Source organism: Caloramator quimbayensis (assembly GCF_900167605.1).
Lineage (GTDB): Bacteria > Bacillota > Clostridia > Clostridiales > Caloramatoraceae > Caloramator_B > Caloramator_B quimbayensis.
This window is the reverse complement of sequence record NZ_FUYH01000013.1, coordinates 34,842-52,033: the sequence shown is the minus strand read 5'-3', so window position 1 is coordinate 52,033 and position 17,192 is coordinate 34,842. Positions and strand designations below refer to the sequence as shown.

Here is a 17,192-nt window from a genome sequence, read left to right as displayed (position 1 = left end):
TTTTTCCGGTTAGAAGGAATATTGTTATAAATAAAGAAATATATATCAAATATTAAAAAATCAGGAGATGATTCTATGACTGTAAACTTTGCCCACAGAGGAGCAAGCGGCTATTACCCTGAAAATACTATGCTTTCATTTAAAAAAGCGATAGAGATGGGATGCACAGGCATTGAAACCGATGTGCAGATGACAAGGGACGGTTCTCTTATACTCATGCACGATGAGAGGGTTGACAGGACTACAAATGGTACAGGATTTGTGAAGGATTTTAGTTTTGATGATATAAGAAAGCTTGATGCGGGGGGATTTTTTTCTAAGGAGTTTGCTGGTGAAAAGGTGCCTGCAATTGAAGAGCTTATTGAACTTGTAAAAGATAAGGACATAGTTATAAATTTTGAAATAAAATCGGGAATTATAATCTACGACAAAATAGAAGAAAAGCTGATAGATACGATTTATAAATATGGTATAGAGAAAAAGGTTATCCTATCGAGTTTTAATCATTATTCAATGGTGATGTGCAAAAGATTATCAAAGGAGATTAAAACAGGGCTTTTATATATGGAAGGAATATATAGACCGGAAAGGTATTGCAGGTTTGTTGGTGCTGATGCACTTCATCCATATTTTTATACATTAAGAAAGGAGGTAATTGATGAGATTAAAAGGGAGAATGTAATGATAAATACCTTTACGGTAAATGAAGAAAGATATATGAAATATTTACTTAAGGAGAAAATCGACGGAATTATTACTAATTATCCAGATAAGCTTAAAAAGTTGATGGAGGAGAGCCATGAATAGGATTAATTATAGGAAAACCTTTTTGCTTGGCTTTGGATTTTTTGCAATAAGTGTAACTTGGTCTGTTTATAACGCATTTATGCCTAAAATTTTAAGCAGCTATATAAGCAGTGCAGCGCTTATAGGGTTTATTATGACAATAGATAACTATTTTGCGGTATTTGTACAGCCTACCGTTGGAATGATGAGCGACAGGATAGATACAAGATTTGGGAAAAGGATGCCTTTTATAATGGTAGGTATGCCCCTTGCGACTTTGTTTATTATTCTGCTTGCAAACCACAAAAGTTTTATTACTCTTATAATTTTTATAGTACTTATGAATCTTTCAATGAGCATATTCCGCTCTCCTGTAATTTCCTTAATGCCTGATATAACGCATAAGGAAAACAGAAGCAAGGCAAACAGCATAATAAATTTTATGGGAGGAGTAGGTGCTGTTATTGCTTATTTTGTAGGTTCAATACTTTGGAATAAAGGAATGAAATATCCATTTTACCTTTGTGCTGCACTTATGCTGATTTCTTTTATCGTTTTGTTTAACTTTATTAAGGAAAAAAGGGATGTTATAGGATATGAGAGCAGCAAGGAGGAAAAAGTTGGACTTATAAGCGGAATAAAAGCCTCGGGCAATGTTAAAAATGTTCTATTTCTTCTTATTGCAATTTGCAGCTATTTTATTGCTTTCTCTGGGATTGAGGCTTTCTTTACTCTTTATGGAGAAAATTATCTGAAAGTTCAAACAAGCGCTGCTTCAATATCTTTTACATTTATTTCTATATCATTTTTGATTTTTGCAATACCTGCTGGGATAATAGGAACTAAAATAGGGAAGAAGAAAACCATATCCATAGGTATATTAGGGCTTGTCTGCTGCTTTTTAGTGATTGCTTTTATTAAGAATATAAATTTAATAAGAGGAATTTTTGTAGTATGTGGATTTTTCTGGGCGCTTATAAACATAAACTCCTATCCCTTTGTAACTGATATGGCACCTAAAGGCCAAACAGGAACCTACACAGGGCTTTACTATCTTTTCTCATCTATTGCAAATATAGTCTCACCGCCGCTTTTAGGAGCAGTAATAGACATATTTGGATATAAATATATGTTCATTTATGGCGTACTATTTTTCGCAGCAGCCTTTGTTTTGATAAATAGTATAGCATTGGCACAGGAGCAAAACATAAAAGTTGACATAAAATCATAAGGGACAGTTCTCTTAAAAAAGCATTTTAAAGAGCCTCTCAGCTTTTTAGCTGGAGGCTTTTATAATGCTCCCTGCATGGACCACATCTCGGTGGTAAAAGTCAGCTGCAAAAGAAGCAGGATAGATGCCTCAGAATGCAAAGATAGCGGTCAACAAAGGTAAATAGCAAAAAAAAGAGAACTGTCCCCCAAACTTTTATGGATGCCCTCGTACTTTTAGCAAAAAAACATGAACTGTCCCTAATTTTTTATTTACACTTTTTTAGTTTTGGGCTATAATCAAAACATTCGCCTAAAATTATTTTAGGGAGGTTTTTTTATGCCACTTAAAGAGCACCCAGACTATTTAGAAGAGCTGCAAAGGCTTGAGTATACTTTAGATTATGTTGAAAAGAGCCTTGAAAATGCCATACATGAGAAAGATAGGCTTGATGTTGAAGTTTCAAAGAGTAAAAAGGGATTATCGGATGACAGCAGCCAAGGGTATATTGACCTTATGATAAATACTATGTTTCATGACAGAATACAAATAAAGCTTAAGAACCTGAATGCTGCAAGAAAAAAGCCTTATTTTGCACGAATTGATTTTAAAGAGAATAATTCAGCAGAAAAGGAAAAGATTTATATAGGCAAGATGTCCTTGATGCGGGAAGAGGACCAAAAGCTTATTATAGTTGATTGGCGTGCACCTATTTCAAATCTTTATTATGAAGAAAGAATAGGCGACGCTTCCTATAGCTGCCCAGAGGGAAGGATAAAAGGAAAACTTTCTTTAAAAAGGCAGTTTTCTATAGATGTTGGGAAGCTGAATAATATTTTTGATATAGATATTACTACCAATGATGAGTTTTTGCAGTCCTATCTTGGGGCTAATGCTGATAACAGGCTTAAGGATATTGTATCTACTATTCAGGTTGAACAAAATAGAGTTATCAGGGCTGATATGTGGAAGCCCCTCATCGTTCAAGGAGCTGCCGGCAGCGGTAAGACAACTATAGCCCTTCACAGAATAGCTTATCTTATATATACCTTTGAAAAATCCTTTGAACCAGAAAACTTTATGATACTTGCTCCTACAAGGTTCTTTTTAAATTATATATCGGAAGTTCTTCCTGAACTTGGAGTTGACAGGGTAAAGCAGACTACCTATCAGGATTTTGCCCTTGAGATGATAGGCGGAAAGCTCAAAATTGCCGATGAAAATGAGAAGCTTATAAGATTTGTTGATAATAACAATACTGAGGAAGAAATAGAATTAAACAATCTGATAAGAAGTGAATCAGAGTTTAAGGCATCGATTGAGTTTAGAAAAATAATGGATGCCTACCTTGAAAAAATAGAGAAGGATTTTCTTCCTAAGATGGATTTTACTGTAGGGAATTATGTTATATATAAATACGATGAGATACAAAGCCTTTTCTTAAATGAATACAAGAATCTTTCTATGCATAAAAGAGTTCTTGAAATTAAAAAACATCTGTCAAACAGGCTGAAACAGAAGAAAGACTCTATAAGGGCTTCTTTCCAATTTGAATGTGACAGAAAAGTTGCAGCTGTTAAACGTGATATGGAGGATTGTGAGGAGAGAAGGAAAATCTTATCTGAAATAATTGATTCAAAAAACGAATCAATATCAAAACTTGAGAGCATATGCAAAAAAGCCGTAAATGATTATGTGAAATCTATTTCAAAAATTGAGCCTTTAAAATATTACAGGGAATTTTTTGAAAATGAGGAGCTGTTTTTAAGCTTAATGGGAAATTGCTTAAATAAAAATGAAGCTGAATTTTTAAGAAAGTATACGATTGATATTTTAAATAAAGGATTTGTTGAAATCGAGGATTTAGCACCAATAATGTATATAAAGTACTGCGTTTATGGTATTGATGAAAAAATAAATGTTAAACACATAGTTGTGGACGAAGCGCAGGATTTTAGCGTGTTTCAGTTTTATGTTTTAAAGAAGATTGCAAAGGATACTTCTCTAACGATTTTAGGGGATCTTTGCCAGGGAATACATTCCTATAGAGGGATAAAAAGCTGGAGGGATGTTCAAAATTATGTGTTTGAAGATAAAAAATGTGAAATTGTAAATCTTGAACAGAGCTACAGAACTACTGTTGAGATAATGAATGCTGCAAACAGCGTTATAACTAAAATTAAGGATGAAAACATAATACCTGGCAAACCTGTAATAAGGCACGGAGATAAAGTTGAGATTATTAAAAAAGAAAGCCTTCAAGATACCGCAAAGGATATATCATCAAAAATAAACGAGCTTAAAAAAGATGGCTTTAAATCGATTGCTGTTATATGTAAGACCATAGATGAATGCATGAAGATGAATACTCTTCTTAAAAAATATCATAAGGATATTCAGCTTTTAACAGGTAAGGAAAAGGAATATAAAGCAGGGATTGTAATAGTGCCTTCTTATTTTTCAAAGGGTCTCGAATTTGATGCTGTTATGATTGCAAATGCGGATAGCGACAAATATACTGAAAATGAACTTGACATAAAACTTTTATATGTTTCCATGACAAGGCCGCTTCATAAATTATATATATATTATGAAAAAAATCCATCTGCACTTTTAAATGATATAAAATAGAAATTAAATATTTAAAGGTTTATAGAAAAAACTATAAACCTTTAAATATTTGCATTAAATTATAATTACTTACTAATAGGCAGCGTGATTATAAAACATGCGCCTCCTTCATCGTTATTTTTTGCAATTATACTGCCGCTATGCTTTTCAATTATACTTTTAGAAATTGCAAGTCCAAGGCCAAATTTGCCTCCCTTTCCTTTGTAAAATCTTTCGAATATATGCTCTAAATCATCTCTATCAATGCCAGGGCCATCATCTTTTACTATAATTGATACATTTTTATCGTTTGAATCAATGTTTATATTTACATTTTTAATGCAATACCTTAAACTATTGCTAATTATATTAATCAATGCCCGGGATAGCATTTCTTCATCTCCTGTTATTTCAAAGTCATAATTATAGGGGCAAAAGTTTATTTTCTTTTTATCTATAACAGCAATTCCTTCAACCTTTTCAATACAATTTTTTATTATATCTTCAATATTTATCATGTTGGAAGTAAATTTTTCTTGCATAGAATCTACTTTTGACAAAAAAAGAAGAACATTTACTATATCTGTGAGCCGTTTGCTTTCCTCAATAATTATATTAACTGCTTTATCTGTATCCTCAACAATATTATATTTTATGCCTTCTGCATATCCTTGTATTGACATAAGAGGTGTTCTAAGTTCATGTGAAGCATTTTGTATGAAGGTTTTAAGCGTAGAATCATAAGAAGAAAGTTGAACTGCCATTTTATTCATAGTCTGTGAAAGCTGATCTATCTCCTTATAATCATATTCAATAACCTCTGCATCATATTGACGATTTCCAACTTTATCTGCATATTTACAAAGCTGAATTATAGGGTAGGAAATCTTTTTTGAAACTTTTTTTGAAATCATAAATGTTATAATTAAGCTAAATAAAAGTATAATTAGCAAAATTAAGTTTACTATTGAAGAATATTTTCTGTATTTAGAAAAATCAGAATAAACAACCAAGTAATATTCATCGTTTAAATAAATAATTTTACCTATTGATTTCTTTGAAGCCATTTTAAAAGAAAAGAAATTGTTTTTATTTAGATTATGATATTTGTTTGTAATAAACGGAATGAGCTGATTTTGTAAAAAAATAAGTTCTTCACTATTTTCATTCTTTGGATATATAATTTTTTTATTGTTTTTTATTATTGCATATTTTATATCTAAAAAGGATTGAGTTTGTTTTAAAGCTTTATTAATTTTAACAAAATTTAAATCATCTAAATTCTTAGTAATATATTTTTGTATTATTATTATTTCCATATAAGAAAAGAAAATGGTTTTACCTATTGTTTTTTTAGGAGCATCCATATATTAACTCCTTCCATCATTATTGTCAGTGGATATTTTAAAACCATATCCCCAAAGAGTTTCAATTTTTAAATTTGAATTGACATTTGATAATTTTTTTCTTATTCGTTTGATGGTATCATCTGTTGCTCTCGTATCAATATCACTCTCAAATCCCCAAACTTTATTTAATAATTCTTCTCTTGAAACAGCTTTGTTGATGTTATCTATAAGATAACATAATACACTAAATTCCAAAGGTGTAAGTTTTAAGTCTTGATTATTGCAATATGCGCATCTTCTTTCCTTATCAATAATAATATCAGTGGCTTTTAAAATTGATTTATCACTGCTTTCTGATTTGTCAAATTCCATTCTCCGGAATATACTTTTTATTCTAAGTATCAATTCAACAGGACTAAAAGGCTTAGTAAGATAATCATCGCTTCCAAGCATAAGCCCGGCAATTTTATCTGATTCACTATCCTTAGCAGATATTATTATAATAGGTATAGAGCTTATTTTTCTAATTTCAGCGCATATAGATAGCCCGTCTATTAAAGGCATCATTATATCCAATATTATCATGTCAGGTATTTTTATATTAAATGCCTTAAGCAGCGATTCGCCATCTGAAAAAACCTCTACTTTATAATTTTCCTTTTCAAGAAACATTTTAATAAGCTGCTGTATTTTAATTTCATCATCAGCAAGATAAATAAGTTTGTTTTCCATATTTTTACCTCCTCTTAATAATAAATTATATCATAAAGATATAATTTATTTTATCTAAGAGATTATTTGCCACATTTTTGCCACAATTTATCGGAGAATTCCCCTTAATTTAAGTGATAATATTATATTAAAGATAATAATTAAAAAAAGAAAGGAGTGTTTAAATGAAAAACTTAAAAATCAAGATGCTATCAGCTATACTTGCATTTTCAGTATTAGTTCCCTTTGCACAAGCAAGTGCTGAGACTAACACAAAAACCATAGGTGAGGTTTTATTAAAAAAGCAGCAAAACCTTATTAAAAAACAAGAGTTAAAACAGGTAAAGGAAGCAAAAAAGGATCAGTTTAAGAACTATAAGGAAACGATAAAAAAGAACCATGATACCAATAAAGGAATTAGGGAACAAATAAAGACTAAAAAAGCTGCTGTGAAGGATATCATAAAACGAATAAAAGACAATAAATTACAGCTTACGGATGAGGATATTGCTAAAATTCAGTCTCAAGTAGATTTAATAAAATCACATAAGAATACCCTGCTATCAACAAAGGGTTTAATAAAAGACAGCCGCAGTAAAATTAAGGAACTTTTTAAGAATAAAGACTATGATGGTATTGAAGCAGAGCTGCAAAATATTATATCTATTCAAGGCAATAGGACGAATGGACTTACACAGTTAAGTCAGGATTTAGATTCGCTAATAAACATTTTAAATACTGCATTATCAAATGCTAAAAAGTAACATAGGCAATGGGGGACAGTTCTCTTTTATTTATTATAAAAAGCCTTTTAGCTTAAAAAGCTGAAAGGCTTTAAAATTAAAAATCAAATTTTATTTTATCCTTTAATGTTGTAAAGGGTATTTTAAATTCTTGTATACCTGCTGCATAGGGAGCAATTTCATAAAGTCCATAATATACTACGATTCCATCATCTTCAATATAAAATGGGTGATTATCTTCAAGTTTTGAAACTGTATTAAACGCGTCGTCAAAGTACATCATATCCTTGTTTTCTTTCATCTGCTTTTTAATCTCGTTTATTATTAAACTCTTATAATCAATGTTTTCTTTAAATAAATCCTTAAGTAAAATCTCGCTGCCGTCATTTAAGTTAAAATTGTATGAAACTTTGTAGGTCATGCCGTGGGCTCCACCAGTATAACTATAAAGTATTGTTGGAATGCTTAAAATACCGTTTTTATTATATTTAACGGTATATTGAGATATTGCACTGTGAAGATTATAAGGGATTTCAGGAGTTTCTTTGTGGGCTTTATAGTCTTCTTCAGCCATTTTTTCAATTTCCTCTTTAAAAGATAATATATACTTTTCGATTTTATCGTTTAATTTTTTTTCTATATTCTTATCCTTTAACTCAGATATTACAGGTATTTTTAAATCTACCTCCATTTTTTCATTAGAATACTTTATGCTCTTATCTGATATTTTTACAGGTTTTAAAGCCTTTGATGATTGAAAACTGCAGCCGATAGTAAAGAGAAACGATAATAAAATGGTTAAGATTAAGAAATTCTTGATATATTTTTTCATTGTTTTACCCCCCTGTAGTGAATATATGTATTATTTTATTATATTAATATAAAATTTGATTAACAAAATGGTTAAAAAATGGACGAGTACGGATAGATACTTTAAAAGGTTTAAAGGGGACGGTTCTCTTTTTTATACACTATAAAAAAATTCGAATTAAGTAATTAGTTTTATGATTATTCTGTTTATTTATATATTTGATAAATTTTAACTTTAAGCGAGATTAATTACAATAATAAAAAATGAACTGTCCCCGTTTATTTTTAGAAAATATGGTATAATTAAACTGAATAGTATAAGAAATTGAATGAGAGGGGAATTTTTATGTATAAGGAAGCTCCTTGGAATCTTATGGGCGATGGCTATATAATTCTTTATAAGTTTAAGAAGGATTTCATAAAAAACAATTTATATACTCAAGAGTTTTTAAGAGATAATACATCTGGTGGTATAGGATGTGTTATGATAGTTGATTATAAAATTTCTGATGTGGGGCCATATAGGGAACTTCTTTTTATACCAGGAAAGTTTAATTTTAATGGTAATAAATTAAATACTATTTCCAAAATATATGTATCCACAGAGGATAGCGTTGTTAATGGAATTAGGAATTGGGGAATACCAAAGGAGATTTGCTGCGCACATATAGAAAAAGAAAAAGATATTGAAGAATTTTTGTTTTCAAAGGATGGAGAGGAAATTATAAAAATAATGTTTAAAAATAATAAACTAAAGTTTCCTGTTAATACTAAATTAATGCCCTTTCCTCTATTACAAAAATACGATAATAAATTATTTTATACAAATTTTTATGGGCATGGCATTGGTAACTTTTCTAAGATAAAAGAAATTAGTATAAATGAAAAATATTTTCCTAATATACAATTTTTTAAGCCATTAGCTGTTATAAGGGTTAGCAATTTTAATATCGTATTTCCAAAGTCAAAAGTGGAGGTGATTAATAAATGAACTTAAATGGCAAAAATGTCATACTCACAGGGGCATCCTCTGGGATTGGACTTGAGATATTATATAAACTAATAGAAAAGGGATGCAAAGTAATAGCTGTTTCAAGAAATATTGAAAAAATACCAATTAATAAAAATGTTTATCCGTTTAAATGTGATGTGGCGAATAAGGAAGATTTGGACAAGCTTTTTGATTTCGCTTTAAATTATTTTGAAAAAATAGATGTTTTTATATCTAATGCAGGATTTGCATACTTTGAAAAGATAGATGATGAGGATTATGAGCATATAGAGAAAATATATAAAACAAATGTATTTGCTCCTATTTATTGCCTTGAAAGGATGAATAAAATTTATGATGGGAAGGATTTTACTTTTGTAATTACAGCATCAGCAATGGCAAAGATGCCTCTTCCAGGGTATGCTCTTTACTGCTCTACTAAAGCTGCAATTGATTTTTTTCACCAGTCATTTAGATTTGAAATGGGAAAGTTTAATTTAATCGTAGTATATCCTATAGCAACAAGGACGAATTTTTTTAATACATCAAAAAAAACAGCCCCAGTTCCGTTTCCAGCACAATCTCCAGAGTATGTTGCAAAATGTGTAATTAAAGGAATAGAAAAAAATAAAAAGTGTGTATATCCATCTAAAGTTTTTGTAATAATAAATGCTTTAAGTAGAGTATTTCCTTTTATAAGTACACTATATCAAAAGGTACAGTACAAAAAATTTAAAAATTGGTTAGAGGGGAATTGATAAAAAGGGACAGTTCTTTTATTTTTACGATTTGATATGAAATAGATATTTAAGTTTAATATGTTTTTTTATTAAAGCGGTTTTAAAATATATGAAAATAAATTAGCAAGTATTATTAATAAAAAAAGCTACTCTGTAAGCACATTTGATTTACCAAAATAATGATAACTTACCATGTTTTAAGGAAAAATTTACACAACAGACTACATATTTTGTTTTAATCTTTAATGGAGATACTTGTGAAATTGGCGGCTGTCCCTTAAATATTTTTTATTAGAGAAAAAAATGAACTGTCCCTTAAAAAAGTTAGGAGGAGAATAGATGGGGTAAGATTAAATTTTAAAAAGATTTTTTTAATAGTGTTTTTATTTATGATTATTTTCTCAAACGGTGCAAAGGCGGATATGGGGCCTAAACCTTCTATAACTGTATATGTAAAAAACTTTAACTCACAATCTTATTATCTTGACCTTTTAGTAAATGAAAAAAACTATGCTATTAAATTTGATGATTTTAATGACAGAAAATATAGTCCTGAGTTAAAAAATCTTAATCTTTATAAATATAATAAAGATGGGTGGATTGCGGCTCATATAAGAAATTGGCTGTTATTTGGAGATTTGCATGGTAAGTATGATAAGGAAAAGAATATGATGGTTCATTACTTTACTTATCATGGTGTGCCCGAAACCTTCAAGATTATTACTGAGAATGAAAAGGGGGAGATTGTTGTAAGCAATGAAATTACCCCTCATCAGTTTAGAGCAGAAGTTATATTCGATATGAGTACAGGGAAGGTTATAAAAATATCATCTCCCTTTAGAACTTATGATTTTAAATATTTTATATTTCTTATTATTTTTACTGTAATTATAGAGCTTTTAATATCTATTCCATTTAAAATAAAACCTAAAAAAGTCGTTGTTTATGTAAATATCTTTACTCAACTGCTGCTTCAAGCATCTATTCTTGCTGCATTTAAACTTTATTCCTTTAAGGCATCCTATGTTGTATTTTATATTGAGGAGTTAGCTATTGTATTTATTGAATATTTTCTTTACAGAGCATATACTAAGCCTTTAAACAAGAAAGTATTAGCTTTTTATACTGTTTTATCTAATTTAGTTACTTTTCTGATTGGGATTTTAATATCTTAAGATTATTTATAGTGTTCTATTTTCAATTTTTTGCATATATTGGAATAGAGTATTTTTAAAGGTGTGGTGTTTTTGATAATCCATGTTGTAAAGCCGGGTGAGAGCCTTTATACAATTGGGAGGCTTTATCGTGTTTCACCTGAAAAAATCGCTTCTGATAATGAACTTGTTAATCCTAATCAGCTTGTTGTAGGTCAAACTCTTGTTATAAAAGAGGGTACAAGGGTTCATAAGGTAATGCCGTTAGAATCACTTTATTCTATTGCAAAGCAGTATAAGATAAGTATTGATGATATACTTTCAGCTAACCCCAATATTACAAACCCATCAATGATTCAACCGGGACAGTTCATTATTATACCCGATAGAACTAAAAAGCTTGGAAGCATTTATGTAAACGGATATGCTTTCCCAAGTACAAATCCTGATGTTTTAAGAAAGACTTTCTCTTATCTTACCTACCTTAGCATATTTAGTTATGAAATAAAGATGGATGGAACATTATCTACAATAGATGATAGTGAATTAATAAAATTGGCAAGGGATAACAAGGTTGCCCCTATAATGGTTGTAACCAATATTGAGGAAGGGAAAGGATTTAATAGCGACATTGCACGCAGTATTCTTACTAATAATGCACTTTCTGAAAAGCTAATTAATAACATAATATCTACGATGAAGGCTAAAAACTACTACGGCCTTAATCTTGATATTGAATATATTTATCCTGATGACAGAGTAAAATATAATGAGTTTATTAATAAAATTAAAGCAAGACTAACTCCACTTGGATATATACTATTAACTTCTCTTGCACCAAAAACTTCAAAGGATCAGAAGGGACTTTTGTATGAAGCACATGATTATGCTGCCCATGGAGCAGCGGTAGATTTTGTAATATTAATGACCTATGAATGGGGATATACCTTTGGGCCTCCTCTTGCAGTTGCTCCAGTTAATGAGATTAGAAGAGTTCTTGATTATGCCGTTACAGAAATACCTTCAGAAAAAATATTGATGGGTATGCCTAATTATGGTTATGATTGGACATTACCCTACAGGCCAAACACAGCGGCACAAACTGTATCAAATACTGGCGCTGTAGAGCTTGCACGGAGAAATAGAGCTGCAATTCAGTTTGATACGAAATCAAAAGCACCATTTTTTAATTATTATGATTCACAGGGTAAACAGCATGTGGTTTGGTTTGAAGATGCAAGAAGCATAGAGGCAAAACTTTTGCTTGTTGATGAGTATAATCTTGGAGGAGTTAGCTACTGGACGATAGGTAGATTTTTCCCTCAGAATTGGCTGGTATTAACGTCTTTATACGATGTTAAAAAAGTATTATAAAGCAATTATCCATCAGCGACGCTGGTGGATAATTGCTATTTGGGGAGTATTTGTTATCTATGATTAAAAAAGAAATTAACAAGTTTGCTTTTTAAGGGATTTAAAGGGACAGTTCTCTTATATTAATAATTTATCATTTAGAGCTTGAAATTAGGTATGACATATGTCATATTAAAATATAAAATAATAATTTTGGGGTGAGGGGTGTAAAATATTTACCAATTTTGAAAACATTAGATGGTAAAGCGGAGGGCTGTGTGATATGATTAAAATTAATGATAAAAGAAGATTAGAAAAATATATTTTAAATCATAGAATTAATGAGATATTTGATAACGATATAAAATGCTTCATGGAACTGTTTTACTTTAAAAGAAATGAGTATATATGTAAAGAAGGAGAAGATGTACCTTATCTTTTTTTCTTTGTTGAAGGCAAAGTGAAGATTTATATAACTATGAGCAACGGGAAATCCCTTTTAATATGCTTTTATGACGATTTTAGAATAATTGGGGATATGGAAATGATGAGCGTAAAACCGGCAACTAATAATGTTCAGGCGATACAGGATACATACTGTATTGGGATATCTATGGAGACGGCACGGAAATACTTGCTAAATGATGTTAAATTCTTAAGGTTTATGTGCGGCTCCCTTGGGGATAAGCTTGATAAGTGCTCAAATAATTGTTCGATTAATCTTTTATACCCCCTTGAAAATAGACTGGCAAGTTATATACTTGCAACTGGTCAAAAATTAAATTGTAATGGAAAGTCGGTTATTAAGATTAATGAAAATCTAAAGGAAATTTCTGAGCTTTTAGGTACAAGTTATAGGCACCTTATTAGAACCTTTAATATTCTTATAGAAAAAGGAGGGATAATAAAGAATAATGGCGGCTATGAAGTAGCTGATGAAGAGATTTTAAAAAAACTTTCAGCGGATTTATACAAATAAAATTAGGGGAGGTATAATCAGTGGATGTGCTAATAAGGGAAGCTATAATTGAGGATTATAAAAATTTAAGTGAAATATATGAAGAGCTTGATGAATACCACAGGTTAAATCATCCTGAGCTATTTGTAAAGCCTAATAAGATTCCAAGAGACAAAAGTTATATACAAAATATTATTAGTGATGAAAGAAAAGCTTTGTTTGTAGCTGAGATTGAATCTAAAATTGTTGGACTTGCTGAGTGCTATATTTTAAAGCCACCTAACTTTGGCGTTTTTAGGGAGAGAGAATGGGTACAGCTTGATAGTATTGTTGTTAAAAAGGAATATCAAAACTTAAAAATCGGAACTATGCTTTTAGAAAAGGTTATAGAATGGGCAAAAGGAAAGGGAATTGATAGAATAGAACTTAAAGTTTACTTGTTCAATGAAAATGCTCTTAATTTTTATTTAGAAAAGGGGTTTAAAGAGTTAAGTAAGGTTATGTATTTTGATATTATTTAAGGGACGGTTCAGTTATTTTAATGATTAATGAGCAAAGAAGATTTAGGGACAGTTCACTTTTTAAGCTTGTTTAATCAAAAAAGATTATTTACGAAAATTTCTATGAAATGGAGGAATTTAAATGGAAAATAAATTTCAATGCTTAAGATGCGGATACCAGATGGAATATCTCAAGGAATACAGATTTGATTCACAGGATAATAATAGAGGGCTTTTTAGCGCATTATTCGATATTGAAGAGAATTTGACTTTCAATGTATATGTTTGTCCAAAATGTAGGCACACAGAATTTTTTTATACGGGAGTGAGAGAAGGATTTGATGAATGGAATGATATATAGTTAGTTTTTAGCTCACAGAAGATATAAAATCCCTTATTAAGTTTTTGTATTTTGGATTGTCTTTTAATATGTTAAATCCTTCGGAGCAAAGAGATGATACCTGTGATATAGTTATGTTGCCGGCAAGGGCGCAGATTTCCTTGTGGCTCATATTGCATAAAGAGCGCATTAAAAGTATGCAAAGGGCTCTGTACTCTTTTGTTCCTCTTTTTCCTTTTATATGAAAAACATCAGGGTTTATACATTCTGCGTAGTTTGCTACAAATTCTAATATTCTGTCGGGTTTGAAATTTCTAATAAGTATCTTTCTCTCGCTTCTATACTCGCTTCCGTCGCCTTCAAACTCAACTATTGCCTTCATCTTAGGATCGTTGCATTTTCCAACAAATTTTACATAAAGCTCCCTTGCTTTATTTATATTATTGCTAAATTGAGTCAATACAAAATAAGGATCAATTAGTTCATATTTATCTTTAAAAAGCCCTAAATATATACCGAGGCTGCTGTAGGGGTATTTCTCTATTTTATCGCTATAGGCCTTAATATCTAAAGGATTTTTATGTATGTAGCCAGATAAAGTAACAAGATATCTGTCATCATCGACAATTATGCTTTTAAAGCGGTCTGCAAACACATGGCCGCAGCGAGTGTATTTTTTGTTAAAGTACTGGGCATAACGCTGATTGATTCCATGCATAAACTTGGATATATCAGAGCCGTTAGCATCGATAATAAAATGAGCATGATTATCCATAAGACAAAAGGCATAGATTTTAAACAAAAAAATATCTTTATAGTGTTTTAAAATACTTAAAAAAGCGTCTTTGTCTTCTAACTCTCTAAAAAGGATTGTATCACCAACACTTTTAACCATAACATGAAATATGCTGTCTGCAGTTTTTTTGCGTGCGGTTCGAGGCATAATAATCCCTCCATTGATAATATTTTTCTTATAAAATAAGTATTACCAATAGAGGGAAGTATTATGCATGATTTGTGAGAAATAAGATAAAAATATGAACCGTCCCTTTTGAATATTTATGATTTGTGTTAGCTTTGGTTAATAAATATTTTCCAAAGATTAAAGTGAACTGTCCCCTTTTAGAATATTTTTCAAAAGTTAATGTGAACCGTCCCCCTCTGCGTCTCCCTTTACTGTTTGTCCATATTTACATAAACATTCCTTTATAGCTGCCGAGTTGTTTTCATCAGCAAGAACTATAATGTAGTCACCTGCATACATTACTGTATTTCCTTTAGGGATGATTTCTTTTTCACCTCTTCTTATAGCAACAAGCAGACAAGAGGAAGGCCATTTAATGTCTTTGATTTTTTTTCCCTCTAAAAGAGAGGACATGCAAACCGGCGCTTCTATAATTATCTTTGCTTTGCATTCTTTTTCTATTTTATCTGTGCCTTTACTTAATAACCTTTCGAGTAAAACTTCATATATAGGCTTTGAATTTAATGCTTCAACAACTATATAAGATGTAAGGCATACTATTGAAATAGATAGAAGATGGTTAAAACCCCCAGACATTTCGGTGATTAAGATTATACCTGTTATTGGTGCTTTAACTATTGCAGAAAAATAACCTGCCATCGATAGTATAATGATATTTGGAATGAATTGAGAATTAAAGAGAGCAAGAGAATGCATTATATTACCATAAACAGCTCCTATAAGTGCACCTATTGAAAGAAGAGGGAGGAAAATTCCGCCTGGCGCTCCAGAGCCATAGCTTATCATTGTAAAAAGAAACTTTGCAAAAAGAATTATAAGAAGCATATAAAGACTGACAGGCTTATTCATTAGGGAAACAACTATCTCATGACCACCGCCAAGAACTTCAGGCAACAATAGCCCTAAAAATCCTGCTAAAATAAAAGGTATAATGGGGTATGCTCTTTTTTTAATATAATTTTGCTTTGCATATAAATCCTGACACTTTAAAAGAGACTTATTAAATAAGACACCTAATAATCCGAGTATTATTCCCAGTAATATTATATATGGATAGTTTTTTAGAGGGATAGGAGAAAGATTAAAAAAATAAAAAATTGGTTTCATGCCGAAAAAATATTTTGAAATAAAATCAGCTACAATTGAAGCTGAAAGAGCTGAAACTAAAACTATAGGAGAGAAGTTTTTGTGTACTTCTTCAAGTGCAAAAATAACTCCTGCTAAGGGAGCGCTAAATGCAGCTGAAAGACCGGCACTTGCCCCGCCAGTTATTAGATATTCCTCTTCAATCTTACTGCTTTTAAGATTTTTGCTAACACCTTGAGCTGCGCAGGCACCAAGCTGAATTGATGGGCCCTCACGTCCGAGGGATAAACCAGCTCCTATACAAATTAATCCTCCTACAAATTTTGCAATAATAATGCGTATCCAATTCATGTTAAGCTTTCTTAAAAGCATACCTTCAACCTGAGGTATACCACTTCCAGATGCCATAGGTTCTTTTTCTATTATATAACCAACAAAGTAGCCCAACATAATCATTAAAATTATCCATAAAGGGAAAAACAAAAGATTTTTATGAAGAAAATTATACGTATAGTGAGAAAAAATGCTTACCTTTTCAAGAGCAATCCTGTATAGAACAACTAAAAATCCAGAAAAAATACCAGAAACGATGCTCTTGAATACGATTTTTATTTTTATATTTTGCATTTTTGATAATATAGCTTGAGTATTTTCGACATTTTCCAACCTTAAAATAACCCCTTTCCTTACAAAAACATGCAATTTTATTTTAATTCATTATTCCTGAAAATTCAAAGGGACAGTTCACTTAAAATATGGCTTAAATAAAACGCTGTCTTTTAAATATGCAATTTTTTTATTTTTTAATAACAAATATTATTTAAAATAGATAAAAAAGAGAACTGTCCCCCAATTTTTGATATAAT

Annotated in this window: 16 protein-coding genes; 11 read left to right on the top strand and 5 right to left on the bottom strand. The window is 30.6% G+C overall.

The annotated features are described in order from the left end of the window. Positions 1-75 precede the first annotated feature (75 nt). The 3 genes from B5D15_RS09530 (at position 76) to helD (ending at position 4,627) form a co-directional block, all read left to right on the top strand. Positions 76-807 carry a glycerophosphodiester phosphodiesterase gene (locus B5D15_RS09530; RefSeq protein WP_143287275.1) on the top strand — a complete coding sequence of 244 codons (732 nt, stop codon included), beginning with the start codon at positions 76-78 and terminating at the stop codon, positions 805-807. Next, complete coding sequence (locus B5D15_RS09525) at positions 800-2,017, top strand: SLC45 family MFS transporter (RefSeq protein WP_078696893.1); 1,218 nt, start codon at positions 800-802, stop codon at positions 2,015-2,017. The genes B5D15_RS09530 and B5D15_RS09525 overlap by 8 nt, the downstream gene beginning before the upstream one ends. 318 nt (positions 2,018-2,335) lie before the next feature. Then, positions 2,336-4,627, top strand: coding sequence for an RNA polymerase recycling motor HelD (helD, locus tag B5D15_RS09520; RefSeq protein WP_078696892.1), 2,292 nt, complete (start codon positions 2,336-2,338; stop codon positions 4,625-4,627). Between the two features lie 65 nt (positions 4,628-4,692). Here helD and B5D15_RS09515 read toward each other — a convergent pair whose 3' ends face one another. Together B5D15_RS09515 and B5D15_RS09510 are read right to left on the bottom strand one after the other, a co-directional pair. Beyond that, positions 4,693-5,973 (bottom strand): sensor histidine kinase, encoded by a 1,281-nt coding sequence (locus tag B5D15_RS09515; RefSeq protein WP_078696891.1) that lies wholly within the window; start codon positions 5,971-5,973, stop codon positions 4,693-4,695. 3 nt (positions 5,974-5,976) lie between these two features. Continuing rightward, positions 5,977-6,687 (bottom strand): response regulator transcription factor, encoded by a 711-nt coding sequence (locus B5D15_RS09510; RefSeq protein ID WP_078696890.1) that lies wholly within the window; start codon positions 6,685-6,687, stop codon positions 5,977-5,979. 164 nt (positions 6,688-6,851) lie between these two features. On the opposite strand from B5D15_RS09510, the gene B5D15_RS09505 reads away from it, so the two are divergent. Then, positions 6,852-7,430 carry a hypothetical protein gene (locus tag B5D15_RS09505; RefSeq protein ID WP_078696889.1) on the top strand — a complete coding sequence of 193 codons (579 nt, stop codon included), beginning with the start codon at positions 6,852-6,854 and terminating at the stop codon, positions 7,428-7,430. Positions 7,431-7,506: 76 nt separating this feature from the next. Here the strand turns inward: B5D15_RS09505 and B5D15_RS09500 are convergent, their stop codons facing one another. Further along, positions 7,507-8,241 carry a DUF3298 and DUF4163 domain-containing protein gene (locus tag B5D15_RS09500; protein WP_078696888.1) on the bottom strand — a complete coding sequence of 245 codons (735 nt, stop codon included), beginning with the start codon at positions 8,239-8,241 and terminating at the stop codon, positions 7,507-7,509. Positions 8,242-8,565: 324 nt separating this feature from the next. Here B5D15_RS09500 and B5D15_RS09495 point away from each other — a divergent pair, with 324 nt between their 5' ends. From B5D15_RS09495 to B5D15_RS09465, 7 genes are all read left to right on the top strand, one after another. Continuing rightward, positions 8,566-9,210, top strand: coding sequence for a hypothetical protein (locus B5D15_RS09495; protein ID WP_078696887.1), 645 nt, complete (start codon positions 8,566-8,568; stop codon positions 9,208-9,210). Then, positions 9,207-9,968: an SDR family NAD(P)-dependent oxidoreductase gene (locus B5D15_RS09490; protein WP_078696886.1), complete on the top strand. Its 762-nt coding sequence runs from the start codon at positions 9,207-9,209 to the stop codon at positions 9,966-9,968. Before B5D15_RS09495 ends, B5D15_RS09490 begins: the two co-directional genes overlap by 4 nt. A 371-nt stretch (positions 9,969-10,339) precedes the next feature. Next, positions 10,340-11,125, top strand: coding sequence for a hypothetical protein (locus B5D15_RS09485; RefSeq protein ID WP_078696885.1), 786 nt, complete (start codon positions 10,340-10,342; stop codon positions 11,123-11,125). 72 nt (positions 11,126-11,197) lie between these two features. Beyond that, positions 11,198-12,478, top strand: a complete 1,281-nt coding sequence (locus B5D15_RS09480) for a glycosyl hydrolase family 18 protein (protein ID WP_078696884.1) — start codon at positions 11,198-11,200, stop codon at positions 12,476-12,478. 262 nt (positions 12,479-12,740) lie between these two features. Beyond that, complete coding sequence (gene yeiL, locus B5D15_RS09475) at positions 12,741-13,436, top strand: transcriptional regulator YeiL (protein WP_078696883.1); 696 nt, start codon at positions 12,741-12,743, stop codon at positions 13,434-13,436. Positions 13,437-13,456: 20 nt separating this feature from the next. Further along, complete coding sequence (locus B5D15_RS09470) at positions 13,457-13,936, top strand: GNAT family N-acetyltransferase (RefSeq protein ID WP_078696882.1); 480 nt, start codon at positions 13,457-13,459, stop codon at positions 13,934-13,936. A 121-nt stretch (positions 13,937-14,057) separates the two neighbouring features. Continuing rightward, entirely contained in the window at positions 14,058-14,276 is a 219-nt protein-coding gene (locus B5D15_RS09465; RefSeq protein ID WP_078696881.1) for a zinc ribbon domain-containing protein, read from the top strand. Positions 14,277-14,283: 7 nt separating this feature from the next. Here B5D15_RS09465 and B5D15_RS09460 read toward each other — a convergent pair whose 3' ends face one another. After that, positions 14,284-15,198, bottom strand: a complete 915-nt coding sequence (locus B5D15_RS09460; RefSeq protein WP_078696880.1) for a transposase — start codon at positions 15,196-15,198, stop codon at positions 14,284-14,286. Positions 15,199-15,396: 198 nt separating this feature from the next. Beyond that, positions 15,397-16,992: a chloride channel protein gene (locus B5D15_RS09455; RefSeq protein WP_078696879.1), complete on the bottom strand. Its 1,596-nt coding sequence runs from the start codon at positions 16,990-16,992 to the stop codon at positions 15,397-15,399. Between the last annotated feature and the right edge of the window lie 200 nt (positions 16,993-17,192).